The 16,332-nt window shown below is 63.3% G+C and carries 15 protein-coding genes; 10 read left to right on the top strand and 5 right to left on the bottom strand.

Annotated features, from left to right (window positions below):
• The first annotated feature begins 18 nt into the window (after positions 1 to 18).
• From GEV38_RS11160 to GEV38_RS11135, 6 genes are all read left to right on the top strand, one after another.
• A complete protein-coding gene (locus GEV38_RS11160; protein ID WP_054572960.1) occupies positions 19 to 1,215 on the top strand; it encodes a DUF917 family protein in 1,197 nt (398 codons plus the stop codon).
• Positions 1,212 to 1,928 carry an aspartate/glutamate racemase family protein gene (locus GEV38_RS11155; protein ID WP_054572961.1) on the top strand — a complete coding sequence of 239 codons (717 nt, stop codon included), beginning with the start codon at positions 1,212 to 1,214 and terminating at the stop codon, positions 1,926 to 1,928. The genes GEV38_RS11160 and GEV38_RS11155 overlap by 4 nt, the downstream gene beginning before the upstream one ends.
• A gap of 180 nt (positions 1,929 to 2,108) precedes the next feature.
• On the top strand, positions 2,109 to 2,798 hold the full coding sequence (locus GEV38_RS11150; protein WP_046614039.1) for a hypothetical protein: 690 nt from the start codon (positions 2,109 to 2,111) through the stop codon (positions 2,796 to 2,798).
• Positions 2,799 to 2,861: 63 nt separating this feature from the next.
• Positions 2,862 to 3,299, top strand: coding sequence for a hypothetical protein (locus GEV38_RS11145; protein WP_054572962.1), 438 nt, complete (start codon positions 2,862 to 2,864; stop codon positions 3,297 to 3,299).
• A 117-nt stretch (positions 3,300 to 3,416) separates the two neighbouring features.
• Positions 3,417 to 4,694 (top strand): bifunctional O-acetylhomoserine aminocarboxypropyltransferase/cysteine synthase, encoded by a 1,278-nt coding sequence (locus GEV38_RS11140; RefSeq protein WP_015269919.1) that lies wholly within the window; start codon positions 3,417 to 3,419, stop codon positions 4,692 to 4,694.
• A gap of 63 nt (positions 4,695 to 4,757) precedes the next feature.
• Positions 4,758 to 5,522: a hypothetical protein gene (locus GEV38_RS11135; protein ID WP_054572963.1), complete on the top strand. Its 765-nt coding sequence runs from the start codon at positions 4,758 to 4,760 to the stop codon at positions 5,520 to 5,522.
• Between the two features lie 452 nt (positions 5,523 to 5,974).
• On the opposite strand, the gene GEV38_RS11130 is transcribed toward GEV38_RS11135, so the two are convergent.
• Both GEV38_RS11130 and GEV38_RS11125 read right to left on the bottom strand, forming a co-directional pair.
• Positions 5,975 to 6,154 carry a hypothetical protein gene (locus tag GEV38_RS11130; RefSeq protein WP_170978830.1) on the bottom strand — a complete coding sequence of 60 codons (180 nt, stop codon included), beginning with the start codon at positions 6,152 to 6,154 and terminating at the stop codon, positions 5,975 to 5,977.
• Positions 6,155 to 6,250: 96 nt separating this feature from the next.
• Entirely contained in the window at positions 6,251 to 6,418 is a 168-nt protein-coding gene (locus GEV38_RS11125; RefSeq protein WP_160320193.1) for a hypothetical protein, read from the bottom strand.
• A 245-nt stretch (positions 6,419 to 6,663) separates the two neighbouring features.
• On the opposite strand from GEV38_RS11125, the gene GEV38_RS11120 reads away from it, so the two are divergent.
• From GEV38_RS11120 to GEV38_RS11105, 4 genes are all read left to right on the top strand, one after another.
• Positions 6,664 to 9,882, top strand: a complete 3,219-nt coding sequence (locus GEV38_RS11120) for a T6SS effector BTH_I2691 family protein (protein ID WP_173895815.1) — start codon at positions 6,664 to 6,666, stop codon at positions 9,880 to 9,882.
• Positions 9,879 to 10,670 (top strand): DUF6708 domain-containing protein, encoded by a 792-nt coding sequence (locus GEV38_RS28030; RefSeq protein WP_235891302.1) that lies wholly within the window; start codon positions 9,879 to 9,881, stop codon positions 10,668 to 10,670. The genes GEV38_RS11120 and GEV38_RS28030 overlap by 4 nt, the downstream gene beginning before the upstream one ends.
• 122 nt (positions 10,671 to 10,792) lie before the next feature.
• The gene (locus GEV38_RS11110; RefSeq protein ID WP_054572966.1) at positions 10,793 to 11,428 is read left to right on the top strand and encodes a DUF1326 domain-containing protein; all 636 of its coding nucleotides are present in this window, start codon (positions 10,793 to 10,795) and stop codon (positions 11,426 to 11,428) included.
• The gene (locus GEV38_RS11105; RefSeq protein ID WP_173895813.1) at positions 11,409 to 12,173 is read left to right on the top strand and encodes a DUF2182 domain-containing protein; all 765 of its coding nucleotides are present in this window, start codon (positions 11,409 to 11,411) and stop codon (positions 12,171 to 12,173) included. The genes GEV38_RS11110 and GEV38_RS11105 overlap by 20 nt, the downstream gene beginning before the upstream one ends.
• Positions 12,174 to 12,230: 57 nt before the next feature.
• On the opposite strand, the gene GEV38_RS11100 is transcribed toward GEV38_RS11105, so the two are convergent.
• From GEV38_RS11100 to GEV38_RS11090, 3 genes are all read right to left on the bottom strand, one after another.
• Complete coding sequence (locus GEV38_RS11100; RefSeq protein ID WP_054572968.1) at positions 12,231 to 13,805, bottom strand: aldehyde dehydrogenase (NADP(+)); 1,575 nt, start codon at positions 13,803 to 13,805, stop codon at positions 12,231 to 12,233.
• A 168-nt stretch (positions 13,806 to 13,973) separates the two neighbouring features.
• Positions 13,974 to 14,963 carry an AraD1 family protein gene (gene araD1 / locus GEV38_RS11095; protein WP_054572969.1) on the bottom strand — a complete coding sequence of 330 codons (990 nt, stop codon included), beginning with the start codon at positions 14,961 to 14,963 and terminating at the stop codon, positions 13,974 to 13,976.
• A gap of 28 nt (positions 14,964 to 14,991) precedes the next feature.
• Positions 14,992 to 16,299, bottom strand: coding sequence for an MFS transporter (locus GEV38_RS11090; RefSeq protein WP_013972014.1), 1,308 nt, complete (start codon positions 16,297 to 16,299; stop codon positions 14,992 to 14,994).
• Between the last annotated feature and the right edge of the window lie 33 nt (positions 16,300 to 16,332).

Below are 16,332 nucleotides of genomic sequence, written 5' to 3'. Positions count from 1 at the left end.
GAAAGCAGGAGCACGATCATGGCGTTCGAGCTGGAGCACAAGGATCTGCAAGCGTTGATCAACGGTGGTTGTTTCTTTGGCAGTGGTGGTGGCGGCACCTTGGCGTCGGCCCGGCACTTGCTGGCCGCGTTCAATGTCGGGGAATTCTACCCGCGCGACCGCGTCAGGGTGGTCACGGTGGATGAGGCCCGTGCCGGCGACGCCGCGGTAGTGGCGTACATGGGTGCACCGGAAACGATCGGGCGTTGCCAGTACCCCCTCGGGCCGATTCAGGCCCTGGAATGCTTGCGCCAGCGCCTGAATGAGCAGGGCCGCGAGCTTGCCTATGTCGTGCCGCCGGAAAGCGGCGCGCTGGGCTTTCTGGTTGCGTGCCTGGCCGCCGCCAAGCTGGGCCTGGCGGTGGTCGATGCGGACGGCGCCGGACGCGCGGTGCCCTCATTGCCGATGCTCACCTTCGCTGCTGCCGGTATACCGCCGCGGCCGGCGTTCGTGGTCAGCCAGGGCGGACTGGTGGTGGAGCTGAATGTGACGCCGCCGGCCAAGGCCCAGGGGTACGCTGAAAACGCCAATGTGATCGCCGAGCAAATGTTGCGCCCTGTGGTCGGCTCGCCGGCGTTCGGTGAGTTCGGTGGCCTGGCGCTATGGTGCATGAGCCCCGACCAGCTGCCTTCCGCACTGCCGATGCGCGGCACCCTCAGCCGCGCCCTGGCGCTGGGCAGAGCCCTGGCTGCGGGGCAGCTGCACACTTGCCAGGCCGTGCTCGACTGGCTTGGCCAGTTCGGCCTGATGGCCCGCTGCCTGTCCCGCAATGCGCGCCTGACCCACGCCGGCGTGACTACCCAGGGCGGCTTCGACATCGGCCGCATCGACCTCGACAGCCACGAAGGAAGCTTGCGCCTGTGCTACGAGAACGAGTCGCTGTTGCTGTGGGACAAGCACCAGCCGCAACCGCTGGCCATGGCCCCGGACAGCATTGCCTGGTTCTTCGAAGGTGCGGGGCCGGCACTGGCCTCCAACGGCGACCTGGTGCGCGCCGATGGCTCGCTGGACCCGAGCTATGCCGGGCGCCCTGCCTGCCTGATCGGCTGGCAGGCGGCGGCGCCGCTACGCCAGCCCGGTGGGTTGATCGCGTGGAGCTTCGAGCAGTTGCTGGCAGACCTGGGTTACATGGGCGCTTACCGAAGCATCGAGCAACTGCAGGAGTTACGACCATGAGCCTGCGTATTGCGGTTCTCGCACCGGTCAACAGCAGCGACTACAACGAGGGCCTGCTGGCCTCGATAGCCCCAGTGGTGCCCCCGGATGTCGAGGTCCAGGTGTACAACATCGACCAGGGCAGCCCGTGTATCCAGAACCGGCTGAATCTCGCCGAGAACGCCCTGGCAGTGGTACGCCTGGCACAGCACCTTGAGCAGCAGGGGTTCGACGGCATCTGGCTGAGCGATTTCGACATGTGCGGCGTGGAGCCTGCCCGCGAAGTGATCGATATCCCGATCATTGGCGGCTTCCCCACCTCCGCGTTCAGTGCCCTGGGGTTGTGTCAGCGGTTTTCCATCATCACCATCCTGCAGAGCACCCTGGCCCTGCAACGCGGTCATGTGGCCAATTATGGCCAGAGCATCAATTTTGCCTCCATCCGTTCCATCGACTGCCCGGTAGCCCAGTTGGGTGATGTGGAGGTGGTACTGGTCAAGGCATTGCAAGCCGGGCTGGCTGCCATCAATGAGGATGGCGCGCAGGCACTGTTGCTCGGCTGTACCGGCTTCATGGGTGTCGCCGAGCGCTTGTCGAAGCTTATCGAGCAGGACCTTGGCTGCTACGTACCGGTGCTGGACCCCAACCAGTGTGGCTTCGGCTTCCTGCTGTCGCTGGTGCGAATGAAGGTGCGACCGAGCCGTTTGTGCTACGCCAGGGCGCCCCTTGGCTGAGGTGGCCGGATACGTCCGCCATGGGCTCCCCCAGGTGGACGAAAACGTCCACCTGTACCCCTGCTTTTCGGCCTAACTGGTTGAAAGGAAAGCGATCACCAGCCTGGCATGATCGATGCTCCTGTCACCGGGCCGAGCGCGTGACCCCACACGCTCGGCCCACATGACAAGGAGAGCATCATGAGCACTGACTACTATGTAGACTTCGACAACCAGACCAACGATACCTGGACCCTCGCGGTCTACCAGACCTTGCCAAGCTCGGTAGGGCTCGACAGCGTGTCCTGGAAGCAGACCACCGTGCCCACCCAGGGCTTCAGCGGGGTGGAGTGGACCATCGACTACAACGTGGTGATCGCCAACTATCGGCAGGTCGGTGGCGTCGGGGTGTACAAGGCCAGCCAGACGCTGTCGACGCAGCTCGGATCGGTCTGGGACTGTGTGTTCAAGGACAACGTCCAGCAACTGGTGCTGGGTAGCGGCTCCGCGCCCGGAGACAGCATCCAGATCAACAACAAATCGAACTTGCCTGCCAACCTGGGTATCGGCATGAGCGGGCAGGGTTCGGTGTTCAAGCCGGATGTGGTCGGTAGCGGCCAGGCTCAGTTCAAGGTGACACCCACTTATTACCTGGGGCTGTTCCAGAAAGTACAGCTGGGTGAAGTCATCAGCAGCAACGTCGTTGTCGGCCCAAGAGAGATCAAGTTCCCCAGTGGCATGAACTGCGCAACCGCAACTGCGCGCATGGACGGCGCCAATATCAAACTGACCATCACCTACTCCGAAGTGACCAAAGTATCCTACGAGGCTACCCAACGGTTGATCGCTGCCCGCCAGGAGCGCCTTGGCAGGGTTCTGGAACACGCCTGAAGCTGCGGCCGGCGCGCAGCAGCGCGCCGGCCTGCTGTCGCCGGATTCGGCAAGGAGCTGAGAATGAACAAACCCATAGAAATCGCCACCCTCAACGCCGGCCCGCTGGCGTTTACCGCCGACCCAAAGGTGAGTGGCGCCCAGTTACTGGACTTCGTCCATACCGTGGATCAGCAGATCGAAAGCGTCACCAAAGGCCTGGTCGAGCAGTTGAAGAAGGAAAAGATCAACGCCCGCGTGGCGCAGCAGGGCCGTGACTACCTGATCATCCAAGAGGGCGTCAACCCAGCTTCGCTGTCGCAACACGACAGCGTGGAGACCGATCCCGCCCCACAACCCTCGCGGATCCGCATTTACGTCCGCAGTAGCGACGCACCGCCCACCATCAACGCGATGCGACTGTTCTTCCGTGACTGGCGTGCAGTGGCGGGCCTGATCGCGGTAGGCGGCGCCTGGCAGTTGGGGCAGTGGTTGATGCAGGTACGCCGCCAGGACCAGTAGAAGCACCTTTGAACGCGATGGGCTGCTGCCGGGCAGCCCATCGCGCGTTCACGCTTGACCCATACCCTTCCCCCGCCACATGCTCGATCGCTCCACCCACGCTCAAGGAACGATTGCATGAAGCTGGAAACCCTCGCCATCCACGCAGGCTTCAGCCCCGACCCGACTACCCGGGCAGTGGCTGTACCGATCTACCAGACCACTTCCTTCGCCTTCGACGACACCCAGCACGGCGCTGACCTGTTCGACCTGAAGGTGGCCGGCAACATCTACTCGCGCATCATGAACCCCACCAACGACGTGCTCGAGCAGCGCATGGCCGCCCTGGAGGGCGGGGTTGGCGCGCTAGCGGTGGCCTCGGGCATGGCGGCCATCACCTACGCCATCCAGACCGTCGCCGAGGCCGGCGACAACATCGTCTCGGTGGCCAAGCTGTACGGCGGCACCTACAACCTGCTGGCCCACACCCTGCCGCGCATGGGCATCCACACCCGCTTCGCCGCCCATGACGACATCGCCGCCCTCGAAGCATTGATCGATTCGCGCACCAAGGCGGTGTTCTGCGAGTCCATCGGCAACCCTGCCGGCAATATCGTCGACATCGCCGCGCTGGCCGAGGCCGCCCACCGCCATGGTGTGCCGCTGATCGTCGACAACACCGTGGCCACCCCGGTGCTGTGCCGGCCGTTCGAGCACGGTGCCGATATCGTCGTGCACTCGCTGACCAAGTACATCGGCGGCCACGGCACCAGTATCGGCGGCATCGTCATCGACTCCGGCAAGTTCCCCTGGGCCGACAACAAGGAACGCTTCGCCCTGCTCAACACCCCCGACCCGTCCTATCACGGCGTCACCTACACCGAAGCCTTCGGCCCCGCCGCCTTCATCGGCCGCTGCCGGGTGGTGCCGTTGCGCAACACCGGTGCCGCGCTGTCGCCTTTCAACGCCTTCCTGATCCTGCAAGGCCTGGAAACCTTGGCCCTGCGCATGGAGCGCCACACCGAGAACGCGCTGAAGGTCGCCCGCTACCTGCAAGCCCACGAGCAGGTGGCGTGGGTGAAATATGCAGGGCTGCCCGACCACCCCGAGCATGAACTGGCCCAGCGCTACACCGGCGGCAAGCCGGCGTCGATCCTGTCGTTCGGCATCAAGGGCGGCCAGGCGGCCGGTGCGCGCTTCATCGATGCGTTGCAGCTGGTGGTGCGCCTGGTGAACATCGGCGACGCCAAGTCGCTGGCCTGCCACCCCGCCTCCACTACTCACCGCCAGCTCAATGACGAGGAACTGGAGAAGGCCGGCGTGCCACGGGACATGGTGCGCCTGTCGATCGGCATCGAGCACAGCGACGATATCATCGCCGACCTGGCCCAGGCGCTGGAGGCCAGCCGCAGCTGATTCATCTGCGCCCTACCCATATCGACGGCGGGCGCACCTTTCGCACATCTGGATAGCCCTGCGATGACCCTGTTCTACCTCAAGCTGATCGTCACCCCGCTCCTGATGTGGGCCATCTCCCTCGCCTCGCGTCGCTGGGGCGGCCTGCTCGGCGGGTTGCTGTCCGGCCTTCCGATCACTTCGGCCTTGGTAATGACCTTCCTGTGCCTGGAACAGGGCACGGCCTTTGCCTTGGGTGCGGTGCCCGGCGCGCTGGGCGGCCTGGCGGCGGTGCAGGCCACGTACACCTTCTACCTGTTCGCCACACGCAGGCTCGGCATCGGCTGGGCCGTATTGCTGGCGATGCTGTTCTATGGCGTCGCGGCCTACGCGTTTACCCACGGGGGCAACCTGTACCTGTCGATTGCCGTGGCGCTAGTGCTGATCGGCGTGCTGATACGCGCCAGCGGCCGCGAGCCCAGGCCGGACACCCTGGTCCGGCCCCGGCATCGATTTTGGGAAATCCCTCTGCGCATGGTGTCTGCCACTTCGTTGCTGATGGTCACCACAAGCCTGGCCAACTGGCTGGGCCCGGCGACCAGCGGGATGCTGGCGCCGATCCCGGTGATTGCCTGGCCGCTGGTGGTGTTCGCCCATGTGCAGACTGGCCGTGCCGGAATGGCGGCGATGGTGCGGGGCAATGCGATTGGGGCGGTGGGGGTGATTGCGTTTTATCTGGTATTGGCAGGGCTGCTCGATGCCTGGGGTGTCGCAATTGCCATCAGCCTGGCAATGCTTTGTGCCGTGATCCTGACCGTGGGGCTGGCGGCTGCGTTGCGACGGGGGTGATACGCCGGCGCGCATGCCAGGGCTGCGTCGATTGGGGCTGCTGCGCAGCCCATCGCAGGCAAGCCAGCTCCTACAGGATCACTACAGCCTTCAAGGCAGATGCAGTACCTGTGGGAGCGGGCATGCCCGCGAACACCGGCGTAGCCGGTGCCATGCACCGCGTTGGATTCTTCGCGGGCATGCCCGCTCCCACAGGATCACCACAGCCTTCAAGACAGCCACAGTACCTGTGGGAGCGGGTTCACCCGCGAACACCGGCGTAGCCGGTGCCATGCACCGCGTTGGATTCTTCGCGGGCATGCCCGCTCCTACAGGATTACCACAACCTTCAAGGCAGCCGCAGTACCTGTGGGAGCGGGTTCACCCGCGAACACCGGCGTAGCCGGTGCCATACACCGTGTCGGATTCTTCGCGGGGAAACCCGCTCCCACAGGGCCCTGCCCTATCAATGGTCACTCCCTGCGCTGATCCAGGTCTACCGCAGGCTGCTCCACGCTCTGCCTGCCGTCATCAGCCAAGCTGTCTTCCTCCTGCCAATCACCACCCTCCTCTTCGTTCATGAGCGGGTCGTCGTCAGGGTCGGGTATGGTCGGGCGGTCGGGGTCAACGGCCGGGTCGGGTGAAGTGGGCATGTCCGGGTTCGTGCCGCCTTGTGCATTCGGGTTGGGGCTCATCGCTGCCTACCTCGCAAGAAAGGTGTGAACCACATTCGTTCCGGGCCAATTCCGTCACCGAGGCTGCGGGTGCTCGGCAGAAACCGAATTGTTTGCCTGCACGTCCTCCATCTCCTCTTCTATCGGGCCTTCGTCATCCGATGGTAGCGGGACCTCTCTGTCACCGCTGCCGGGCTGGGATTCGGTTTGCTCGGGGCCGGGGTCATTCTGATCGTTTGCCATGGACGTTCTCCTGGGTTTGCGCGTTGATCGCGCATACAGATCGGACGGAAAACGGCCAGCAGCAGTGCCTTGGGCTCGACAGGTGGCGCAAAAGGCCGGGGTACCGATCATGACCCCATATAGAGCTAAACCATTATTCAGAGACGTTTCCTACAAGGTTTTGGGAAGCCCAAAGCCTCTCTGGAAAGCGATTCCCCGTTAGTGTTCAGGGGTCGACAAGGACCTGTCCAACACGAGGATCGCTCATGACCATCAGCCAACGTATTGCCCTCGCGATCGCCGAAGCCGGGCTGCCGCACGACCAGTGCATGTTCTGCGAGCGCCAGGGCCTGCCGATCCTGCCGCTGCGCCGCGCCCTGGTGCCGGATACCCGCCCCGAGTGTGTCTCCACCGTGGCGGATAACAGGCATATCTCGACAAAGATCGGCTTGCGCACCTTGCGCAGGGGCTTCCTGTATGTGCTGCTCGACCAGCAGGTCTGGCATGCCTATGCCGTCAGCGAGCAAGGTCATCTGCGCCGCTTCAACCCTTACGAGCCGCCAGATGGCCCGCCTTCGCCGCTGCCCGAAAAATGCGTGAACGCAGATCACGACATTCCTTCGGCCTTTCTCACCATCGATACTGAAAAATATGACAGCGCCTGGCTGGCCTTTTCCAGTGATGCCTGGCCGGTGAGCGTGCTGAACGCCTACAAGAGCGGCGCGGCGCCTGCGCATCGCTTCGAGGGCCTGGACCTGATCCAGGCGCGCAACAATCCCGAACTGCTGGGCATCGCCATGACGCCCGATAAGCTTGGGGTCGACCAGCAGGTGTTCGAGTACGCCCAGCATGGCTGTGCCCCCTTCGACAGTGCGCATGGCTTCCACAGCCGCTGGTTGCGCCGGTTCGCCCTGCGAGGGTATCTGGTCAATGCGATCAACCGGCACAAGCTGGAAAACGGCGTGCTGGCAGTGGTGCTCGACGACACTGTCGGGCTGGTTCAGGAGTACAACCATCAGCGCCTGACCTGGGTACTGAAGCGTCAGGCCTGGCGTGAAGACCCGATGCGCGCCTATCAGCTGCAGACCTCGCAGATCCTGCAGATCATTCGTGCCACGCACAGGGAATGGGCGGCGCAGAAGGTGCCGTCGCTGGAACCGATGACGGGTGATGGGCCGCCGGTGTTCACCGACCCGGCAGTCGAGCGGCAGCTGTTGGTCGAGCGTGCGCAGCAGGAGAGTGACGAGCGGCTTGAAGAGCGCTACCACGAACCGCAGCGGGCCGCGTTCCAGGCTGAATATGAGCAGCAGGAACGCGAGTTTCAGCGTTACATCGACAAGGACGCAAAGGCGTACGTTGCCTTGTTCGATACGCCCATGTTCAAGGTGGCCGAGGCGTACGACTACGACGGTAACGATCGTGAGTCCGGGGTGGCCTACGCCAAGACCATGGCCCTGTGCCTGGGCGGTGGGGTTACGGAAGCTGTCGTCCCCCGCCTTGAACCGCGTGTTCCCGCTTCCGGCACCAGCGAACTGCTCTGGCTGAAATGGCTGCAGGACCCTGACAGCCCGCCCTATCGTGCCTTGCTGATGCGCGACCAGGCACTGCTGGCCGGGCTGCTGCCCAGTTTCTCCGCCACAGAAGCGATCAACTGGAACGACAGCGACAAGCTTTACGGCATGCTGAGCAAGATCATCGCCAGCGATGACGCCGGCCTGCGCACGCGCAATACCCTCAAGCAGGCCATTGCGGAAACGCAGGGTGCGCTCAATGCGGCCAGTCAGCGGCTGGCGCCATGTCTGTCGCCAGGTATTCAGAAGGCTGTGCGGCATTTGAACAGTGCCACGCAGTTTCTCTACAACGGCGTCCACCTGATCGAGCTGGAAGTGAAGATGAAGCTGGGCGAGTACTACGCCTTGCAGAGTGCCCACCTCCGGGAGTTGCAGCACAAGGCCAACGCGTCGATCGCCGAGGCGCGGGACCGGATGCACCGCAATATCGATGACTTCGAGTTTGGCTCGATGAAGGCCATGCGCAAGGTGCGGCCGATCATCCAGCATGGGCTGATGAGCCTGGCCGTGCTCGATCCACGGTTCACCAATTCGATGATCAGCGTGACGGTGTGGGTCGAGGGCAAGGCTGAGGAAGTGCATGGGCGGTTGTTCAAGGAGGCCAGCATGGGCGTGACCCAGGCGAGCAGCGCGGCGCAGCTTGCCCTGGTGGATATCTCGGTGGCAGCGGGGACGTTGGAGACAAATGCGCGCAAGTTGTTTCAAGGGATGCAGATCACATCGCAGCAGGCTGCCAGGTTAGTACGGACCGGGTTCTCCGGTTTACGTGGTGTGGCAGGTAGTTGGGAGTTATTGCTGGCGATAGGCGGGTTGTATTTACAGCAGGACAGCCTGGGCAGGAATCAGGAAAAGGCGGAAACGGAGATTGGGCCCAAGGCGTATGAGGCCAGGTTGGCGTTGCAAGGATCCCAGTTGGGCCTATTGGGAGGGCAAGTCGAACTGGTTGGGCTCATTTTGAGATCAAGTGCTGGTCCACTGAATTTGGCACGAGCAAAGGGTGTAGCAGCCACAGGGGAGGCCTTGATAAGGCTTGGTGCTTTGGTGAGTGCGGTTGCAGGGGTCTTTGATGCGGCCCAGGCAATTAATGCGACCAGACGAACCGCCTCTGCGGGTGATGAAACAGCGAGGAACCAACATCTTTTTTCATCCCTCTTGTATGGCTCTGGCGCTGTAGCGTTTAGTCTTGCGGTACTCCAACCCTTGGTTGTCGGTCCGCTGGGGCTGGCGATTGTCTTCACGCTTGCTGCTTATCAACTAAGCAAACTGGCTCAGGAAAATGAATCAATTGATTTGGAACGCTGGGTAAGGCGGTGCTGCTTTGGAAAAGCAGACGAAATACCGATCATCCATTGGAATGTACCAGAACATGCGGATATCGCGTTTGCCGAACTCAATGCTGCCACACTAGGCACTAAGGCAAAGTTGAATTTTGAATCGCTCTTGGCAACTGATCCAGGTCTTCTGAAAATCGGTGGCTTGATTAGCGCCGAAATAATTAGAAAGCTAAGATTATTGATCACATTGCCTATGTACGATGAGCGGTCCTCGGGATATCGCTGGAAATTGATTGTACATCGTCACGGTGACGGCAATCACCCTGATTACGTTGGCGGGGAAACTATTGCTTCGGGCAATTTTTTTGCGACCACTGAAGAGCCTCTATCACCGTCCTCTTCATTTTCGAGCTTTACATCACCGCGAATACCCGATCACGACCGCAATTATTCAATCAGCGAGAAGCGAAAACCTTACCCTACCGGACTCTGTCAGTTAGAGATTTCTGGCTCGATATCGCTCATGGCGACTATAGGAAAGCACACGATCCTGGCAGCTACGCTGTTGGTGATGTACTGGCCGGATCGGAGCTTGCCAAGTGGGTACGTTGAGATTTGTGTCAGGGAGGTTAACGAGTGAAGCGTGATGGAAAAGTTTTGTGGGAGCGTGCTTTGGGCTGGAGTTATGACCTGCCGAAGGTGGGCGAAGTGCCAAAATGGCGAATTGGGTGGGCGAGCGTGAAACCGGCCCCTAACTATTTCGATGATGTGTTTCTAGAGTTGCCACGGAGCAGCAGCATCCTTCGAGGTTTGACATTCCTAATCGGTGCTGCAGGTTTGCTTCTTCTTCTTGGAATAACGCTTTACATGTACTGGAGTTTTTTGCGTGACGATTGGCTGATGAGCTTGTCATTGGCAATTATCACCCCAGTACTATCATGGTCTTTGATTCCTTACATTAAACTTGATCTGGTTGCTCCTAGAGACGAGCCTATCCGCTTCAATCGACTTCGCCAAAAGATATATATCTATGAGTTTCGATATGACCGCATATTCATCTTCAGTCGCAAACGCTGGGGCGTCAAACCGGTCGCCTACAACTGGGACGACGTAACCGCCGAAGTCTACCGAGTCTACGCACCCGGCCACGGCGGCCTGATCGAGAACGTCATGCTGTCGGTACGCAACCCGGAAACCAACGAAGTCATCGACCGCGTGTTCTTCACTCACGACCTCTACCACGGCGAAGCCTACTGGGCTATCGCCCGACTATTCATGCAGCAAGGCCCCGAAGCCCTGCCGAAGTTCGTACATCCACCCCGTGACTGGAACGATGACGATGGCCTGAGCCACATGCATTGCCTGGCACCCAAGGTTCATTGGCCGGAGGACATTGACCGTGAATCCCGCACTGCCCCATCTGACTGAGAAGGCCGATGCTTTGAAGCAGTGGTTTTATATGGCCCGCGTCAGATGCCGAATCTATCTAAATATGGCGGCATGATCCGGAACTAAACTAACAAGTGGCACTTGTTTGCGAGGATAGGATCATGGCCTATGTCGATTGGCGATTGCGCGGCGCAGGGGTCGACCTTTGCAACTGCGATTATGGCTGCCCCTGCCAGTTCAATGCCTTGCCCACCCATGGCACTTGCGAAGCGGCAGTGGGCTATCACATCGAGGAGGGGTACTTCGACGAGGTGTCGCTGGCCGGCTTGAATGTGGCCTGCACCTTCGCCTGGCCTGGGCCCATCCACGAAGGCGGTGGGCAATGCCAGGCCTTTATCGATGAACGCGCCAACGATGCCCAGCGCCAGGCATTGCTGACCATTCTCAGCGGCCAGGAGCAGGAACCCACGGCCTTCTTCGCCATTTTTGCCAGCACGGTGCAGACCATACACGCACCGCAGTTCGTGCCGGTTGAGGTGCACACCGACCGCGCCGCACTGACCGCCAGCATCCACGTGCCCGGGGTGCTGGATGGCCGGGCCGAGCCGATCCGCAACCCCGTGGACGGATCGGTGCACCGGGCCAGGCTGGTGCTGCCAGAGGGCTTCGAGTTCGGCGAGACGGATTGCGCCAGCGCCACCTTCAACTGCTCCGGGGCGGTGAAGCTGGACTATGCCGGGCGCAACGCCATGCTCTACGACCTGGATATGGGGCCAAATGGCATCATCCGCGGCTAGCCGCTGGCCAGCCCCGGGCGCGCTGCTGACCGGCGCGCTGGTGCTGATGATCAGCGCGCTGGGTTGGTGGTGGCACGTCGAGCAGGCAACGACCATGGCGGCGATGGGCGAGATGCAGATGCCACCCACCGCCTGGTGGTCGCGCCAGGGCGCGCTGACCCTGCTGATGTGGTTGGCGATGATGCAGGCGATGATGCTGCCGGCCGCCCTGCCGGTGTTCCTGCTTTACCGACGCTGCCTGGTGCGCGACAGCGCCGGCCCATTCAAGCTGCTGCTGTTCTGCGCGGCCTATGCACTGCTCTGGTGTGGCTTCGCCCTGCTGATGACCCTGCTGCAGGCCCTTGGCGAATGGCTTGGCTGGCTCGATCCCATGACCCTGCGCTTGCCACCTCTCATGGGTGCGCTACTGCTTCTGCTGGCCGGTGGCTACCAGATGAGCCAGGGCAAGGCCGCTTGCCTGGAGCATTGCCAGAGCCCGCTGTTCTTTCTTCAGCACCATGTACACCCGGGCCTTGGCGGCGCCTGGAGACTGGGGTTGCAGCATGGCCTGTACTGCATCGGTTGCTGCTGGGCGCTGATGCTGGTGCTGCTGGTGGTTGGCGCCATGAGCCTGTGGGGCATGGCCGCGCTGGCGATGCTGGTTCTGGCGGAGAAAGTGTTGCGGTTGGGCGCGGCCTGGCGCCGCTACAGTGGCGCCCTGCTTATCGCTGGTGGACTGCTGCTGGCGTTCTGGCCGCATATCTGACAACCCGCCCGGGCCTACCCGGGCGGGTGCAGCGGTACCACGCCGAAGCCATTGGCGTCAGGCCAGCGCCTCGCGGCTATGCTGGCCGTCGACCAGGCGTTGCAGGCCCAGCGGGTTGGCGTTTTTCAGGGCGTCGGGCAGCAGCGCATCCGGGTAGTCCTGGTAGCACACCGGCCGCAGGAAGCGGTCGATGGCCAAGGTGCCGACCGAGGTCCCACGGGCATCGGACGTGGCCGGGTATGGCCCGCCATGCACCATGGCATCACACACTTCGACACCGGTCGGGTAACCATTGACCAGCAGGCGCCCGGCCTTGCGCTGCAGCAGCGGCACCAGCGCGGCGAAGCGCTGCAGGTCTTGTGGCTCGGCAATCAGCGTCGCCGTCAGCTGCCCGTGCAAGGCTTGCAGCGCGCGGCGCAGTTCGGCTTCGTCGGCCACCGCCACGGCCACCGTGGCCGGCCCGAACACCTCCTCCTGAAGCAACGCATCACCGTCAAGCAGCAGGCTCACATCCGCCTGGAACAGCTGCGCCTGCGCCTGGTCGCCAGCCTGGTCGGCGCCGGCCAGATGACGCACGCCCGGGTGCTGGTGCAGGCGTTGCACGCCCTGGGCATAGCTGCGCAATGTTCCGGCATTGAGCATGGTCTGCCCGGGCTGGTCGGCCAGCTGCGCACCAAGGGCCGCCAGGAAGTTGCTGAACGTCTCGCCGGCAATACCGATGACCAGCCCGGGGTTGGTGCAGAACTGCCCGCAGCCCAGCACCACCGAACCGGCCAGCTCCCTGGCTACCTGCTCGCCCCTGGCCTGCAAGGCCTCAGGCAAGACCAGCACCGGGTTGATGCTGCTCATTTCGGCGAACATCGGAATCGGCTGCGGGCGCGCTGCAGCCAGCTCGCACAGCGCACGGCCGCCCTTGAGCGAACCGGTGAAGCCCACGGCCTGGATCGCCGGGTGGCGCACCAGCGCTTCGCCGACACCGGCACCGTAGATCATGTTGAACACGCCCGCGGGCATGCCGGTGGCTACTACCGCCCGCTCGATGGCCTCGGCGACCCGTTCGGCAGTGGCCATGTGGCCGCTGTGCGCCTTCACCACCACCGGGCAACCAGCGGCCAACGCTGCGGCGGTATCCCCCCCAGCAGTGGAGAAGGCCAGCGGGAAGTTGCTGGCGCCGAACACGGCTACCGGGCCGACGCCGGTGCGGTACTGGCGCAGGTCAGGGCGCGGCAGCGGCTGACGCTGGGGTTGGGCGCGGTCGATGCGCGCACCCAGGTAGTCGCCACGACGAAGCACCGAGGCGAACAGGCGCATCTGGTTGCTGGTACGCGCGCGTTCGCCCTGGATGCGCCCGGCCGGCAGTGCGGTTTCGCGGCACACGGTGGCGACAAAGGTGTCGTCCAGCGCATCCAGCTGGTCGGCAATGGCATCAAGGAACTGCGCACGGCGCTGCGGCGCCAGGGCGTTGTATTCGGCGAAGGCCGCTTCGGCAGCCTGGGCGGCGGCGTCCACTTCCTCCGGGGTGGCTTGGGCAAAGGCCTGCGGAAGGGCTTCGCCGGTGCGCGCGTCGAGGCTTTGCAGGCGCACGCTGCCGGCAGCGCTGCGCTGGCCGCCAATGAAGTTGCTTCCAGACATGGTTGGCTCCTGTAATTGAGAAAGACGGTTCAGATGCTCATGGCGGTAAGGGGGCTGCTGCGCAGCCCATCGCAGGCAAGCCAGCTCCTACAGGGTAACTGTGGGAGCGGGCGAGCCCGCGAAAGGGGCGCAGAGCGGCCCCGATTCAGCAACTGGCTGGCAGCGGGCTCAAAGGCTTCTCACCACCCCGGGGCGAACCTGCCCGGGCGCGGCGGCAATGCCATTGCGCAGCGGCTGGCCGAAGGCGTCGAGGCTGACTTCGAAGGTGTCGCCCGGGCGCGCCTGGATGCCGTCGGCGAACGACAGCGTGGCGGTGCCGAAGTAATGCACGTGGATATCGCCGGGGCGCAGGAACTGGGTGTACTTGAAGTGGTGGAATTCCAGGTTCTCGAAGCTGTGGCACATGTTCTGCTCGCCCGAGAGGAACGGCTTGCGCCACAGCTCCTGGCCGTCGCGCAGGATGCGGCTGGTGCCTTCCAGGTGAGCCGGCAGCGCACCCAGGCGCAGCTCTGGGCCGAAGCTGCAGGCGCGCAGCTTGGAATGGGCCAGGTACAGGTAGTTGCGCCGCTCCATCACATGGTCGGAAAACTCGTTGCCCAACGCATAGCCAAGGCGGTAAGGCGTGCCGTCGGCACCGATCAGGTACAGCCCGACCAGCTCTGGCTCCTCGCCGGCATCCTCGGCGAACGCCGGCAGCGGCAGGTCGGCGCCAGGGCGCACGACGATGCCACCGTCGCCCTTGTAGAACCACTCCGGCTGCGCGCCCTCCTGGCCTGCCGGCGGCCGACCGCCATCGAGGCCCCACTGGAACATGCGCATGCTGTCGGTCACCGCGCCTTCGGCCTGCTGCTGATGCATCTTGTCGCGGGTTGCGGCACTGCCCAGGTGGGTCAGCCCGGTGCCGGTGACCAGGCAGTGCGCCGGGTCCGGGTGGTCCAGTGGTGGCAACACGCGGCCTTCGGCCAGCAGGGCCAGGTAGTCGTGGCGCTCGCCCAGGCCGGCAGCCTGCACTTCAGCGGCCAGGTCACGGCCGGCGGCAATGGCTTGCAGGGCCAGCTGGCGGGTGCTGCCAGCGCCCTGCACCTGCAGGGCGTAATCGCCTTCCACCACGCCCACGCAGCGCTCGCCGGTGGCGGTTTCAAATTGGATCAATCGCATATTTGTGCTCGCTTCTCGGTTGCGAAAATTAGCGGGAGGCTTCGGCTGCCCGCGAGGAAGCCAGGCGCTGGCGGCGCTCCAGGCGGTTGTAGACAACCCCGGTGAGCAACAGCCCGAACAGCATCACCACGGCCAGGAAATACAGCCCCGACGAAAGTTGCCCGGTGTGCTCCTTGAGCGCGCCGATACCGAACGGGCCCAGGTAGCCGCCGAGGTTGCCGATCGAGTTGATCAAGGCGATGCCGGCTGCGGCGCTGGCCCCGGAGAAGAACCGGCCCGGCAAGGTCCAGAAAATGGCGGTGCAGGAGAACAACGCGAATGCCACCAGGCACAGCGCTGCCAGCTGCATGACCGGCACGCTAAGCCAGGCACTGAAGAACAGGCCGATCGCACCCAGGGCATACAGCAGGCCGAGGTGGCCATAGCGGTCGTTCAGGCGGTCGGAGCTACGCGGCACGATCAGTAGGCCGATGATGCCGAACAGGTAAGGCACGGCCGAAACGAAACCGGTGACCAGGTCACTGCCGCCAAACTGGTGGATCAGCGTCGGCAGCCAAAGGCCCAGGCCGTAGATGCTCAGAGTCACCGGCAGGTAGAACAGCGCCAGCAACAGCACCCGGCTGTCCTTCAGGGCATGCAACGGATTGCCATGGCGGGTCTGGCCGAACTCGCGCAGGTCGTTGGCCAGCTGTTCCTGCAGCCAGCTGCGCTGTTCGTCGCTGAGCCAGCGCACCTTGGCCGGGCTGTCTGGCAGCAGGCGCAGGGTCGGCCAGGCCAGCAGCACCGCGGGGGTACCGATGCAGATGAACAGCCATTGCCAGCCATGCAGGCCGTAGATGCCATCGAGCCCCAGCAGCGCACCCGAGAGCGGCCCGGTGATCAGCATTGCCAGCGGCTGGGAGAGGATGAAGAAGCCGAGGATCTTGCCGCGATGGCGCACCGGGTACCACTGGGTGATGTAGTACAGCACGCCCGGGAAGAAGCCCGCCTCGGCCGCCCCCAGCAGAAAGCGCATCACGTAGAAACCGTTAGGCCCGGTAACGAACGCCATGCCGACGGTGATTGCGCCCCAGGTGACCAGGATGCGGGCGAACCAGCGGCGCGCGCCAAAGCGGTCGAGCAACAGGTTGCTCGGCACCTCGAACAGGAAGTAACCAATGAAGAAGAGCCCGGCACCAAGGCCGTAGGCCGCGTCACCCAGGCCGATGTCGGCGCCCATGTGCAGCTTGGCGAAGCCCACCGCGGAACGGTCGACATAGGCCACCAGGTAAAGCAGTACCAGAAAAGGGATGAGTTTCAGTGTGATCAGGCGGACGAGCCGCTGCTCCTGAATCATGGCGATGTCTCCAATTGTTCTTGTAATGGGTAC

The organism is Pseudomonas sp. 13159349, assembly GCF_013305685.1.
GTDB lineage: Bacteria > Pseudomonadota > Gammaproteobacteria > Pseudomonadales > Pseudomonadaceae > Aquipseudomonas > Aquipseudomonas asiatica.
The sequence above is the reverse complement of the archived record's forward strand: the minus strand, read 5'-3'. Positions and strand labels throughout refer to the sequence as shown.